The sequence below is a fragment of the Cryobacterium sp. M15 genome, from assembly GCF_002929675.1.
Taxonomy (GTDB): Bacteria; Actinomycetota; Actinomycetes; order Actinomycetales; family Microbacteriaceae; genus Cryobacterium; species Cryobacterium lyxosi.
Window position 1 is genome coordinate 1 of record NZ_PJJW01000007.1, and the last position, 2,264, is coordinate 2,264.

2 protein-coding genes and 1 pseudogene are annotated in these 2,264 nt (G+C 62.6%); all 3 read left to right on the forward strand.

From position 1 onward, the window contains the following. Positions 1-71 precede the first annotated feature (71 nt). Positions 72-134: pseudogene (locus CXY83_RS18440) on the forward strand (hypothetical protein); the annotation flags it as partial. 746 nt (positions 135-880) lie between these two features. Then, entirely contained in the window at positions 881-1,438 is a 558-nt protein-coding gene (locus CXY83_RS00065; protein WP_146069775.1) for a hypothetical protein, read from the forward strand. Further along, positions 1,435-2,199 carry an IS21-like element helper ATPase IstB gene (istB, locus tag CXY83_RS00070; protein ID WP_104195419.1) on the forward strand — a complete coding sequence of 255 codons (765 nt, stop codon included), beginning with the start codon at positions 1,435-1,437 and terminating at the stop codon, positions 2,197-2,199. The genes CXY83_RS00065 and istB overlap by 4 nt, the downstream gene beginning before the upstream one ends. Positions 2,200-2,264: the final 65 nt, after the last annotated feature.

A 2,264-nucleotide genomic window follows, 5' to 3' on the forward strand; every position in this document is an offset into this window, starting at 1 on the left:
GATTGTTAACGCCAACTGAAAATAGGGCCAGAATCGCCAACTGAAAATAGGGCCACCAACCACTATGGAAGGTGATCAAATTGGATGATTGGGCAGAGATTCGCCACTTGCATTCGACGGGGCAGCACTCGAAACGCGAGATAGCCCGACTTGTTGGGGTGTCTCGGGGAACGGTTGATCGGGCGTTGGCCGTGGATCGGGCGCCAACGTATCAACGCGAGCCGTCGGGGTCGAGTTTCGACGAGTTCGCGGGCCGCGTGAGGGTGTTGCTCGCGGCGACGCCGCTGATGCCGGCCGCGACAGCGGCCGAACGGGTGGGGTGGTCGGGGTCACCGTCGTTGTTTCGGGCGAAAGTCGCTGAGCTCCGACCGGATTACTTCGTTCCAGACCCCGCGGACCGGCTCGTGCACCCACCCGGTTTTCAGGTCCAGTGCGACCTCTGGTTTCCGCACGAGGCCCTGCCATTGGGTCATGACCAGCTCGACACGCCTCCGGTGTTGGTAATGACGTCGACGTTCTCCGGGTTCATCCAGGGGCGCATGTTGCCGACCCGATTGACCTGGGACAACGAGTCGGGCATTGGCAGAGGGAANGAAGACGCCGGATCTGCTCGGCGGGATGTGGTCATTGGTGCAGGAAGCTGGTGCGGTGCCGACCCGATTGACCTGGGACAACGAGTCGGGCATTGGCAGAGGGAAGCTGACCGAGCCCGCCGCCGCGTTCGCCGGCACACTGGGCACCGAGATCAAGCTGTTGAAGGCCCGAGACCCGGAGTCCAAGGGCATGGTTGAGCGGATGAACCAGNTTCGCCGGCACACTGGGCACCGAGATCAAGCTGTTGAAGGCCCGAGACCCGGAGTCCAAGGGCATGGTTGAGCGGATGAACCAGTTCTTCCGGAGCCGCTTCATGTCAGGCCGCACGTTCACGTCACCGGATGACTTCAACGCGCAGCTTGCCGTATGGTTGCCGGTCGCGAACAACCGTCTCTCCCGGTCCCGCAGAGGCCGACCCAACGACCTGATCAGCATCGATCGGGCTGCCATGCGCGACTTGCCGCCAATGGCGCCGGAGGTGCTATTTCGCAATAGCGTCCGGTTGCCCAGGGACTACTACGTTCGCGCGTTCAGCAACGACTACTCCGTCGATCCGACCATGATCGGCCGTGTCGTGGATGTCACAGCGAGTCTGGACACGATCTTCGTTCACCACGACGGTGTCCTCATCGCCGAACACCACCGCAAATGGGCACGTCAGCTGACCGTCACCGATCCCGTTCACGTTGCCCGCGCGGCCGAGTTACGCGCCCAGTTCCAAGCCCAACGATCTCGTCGGCTCGTGGTCTCGCCGGTCGTTGAGACGGCGTCGTTAGCCCGGTATGACGAACTGTTCCACGTTGATATCGACGCGGCCCCGGTCGTGGTGGAGGTCGCCTCGTGATCGGGCCGGAAGCGGCATCGCAGATCGAGTACTACGCCCGCGCGCTGCGGGCGCCGAGGATCAGTGAAGCGTTCCGGCGCCTGGGCGACCAGGCTCGCGACGCGGGCTGGTCCCACGAGGAATACTTGGCCGCGGTGCTCTCCAAAGAAGTCAGCGAACGTGAAGCCTCCGGTGCCGGACTGCGGATCAAAGCTGCCCGGTTCCCCGGCCATAAGAGCCTCGAGGACTTCAACTTCGACCATCAACCGTCAGTGGATCGAAACCTGATCGCGCACCTAGGCACGAGCGTGTTCCTGACCGAAGCGAAGAACGTGGTCCTGCTCGGCCCGCCAGGGACTGGAAAAACACACCTCGCCGTCGGCCTCGGCATCAGAGCCGCCAAAGCCGGTCACCGCGTGCTCTTCGACACCGCGACCGGCTGGGTCAGCCGCCTCCAAGACGCCCACTCCCGTGGCAAGCTCCCCGCAGAACTGGCCCGGCTCCGCCGCTACAGCCTGCTCATCATTGACGAAGTCGGCTACATCCCGTTCGACCAAGACGCCGCGAACCTGTTCTTCCAACTCGTCTCCAGCCGATACGAACACGCGTCGCTGATCACAACGAGCAACCTACCGTTCGCCCGCTGGGGAGACGTGTTCGGCGACCTCACCATCGCCTCCGCCATGATCGACCGCATCGTTCACCACGCCGACGTAATCAGCCTCAAAGGCACCAGCTACCGCCTCAAGCAACACCAACCCGCTACAACTACGACACACTAGAACCACACGAAAGTGGTCCTGTTTTCAGTTGGCAGAAATGGCCCTATTTTCGGTCGGCGTTAACA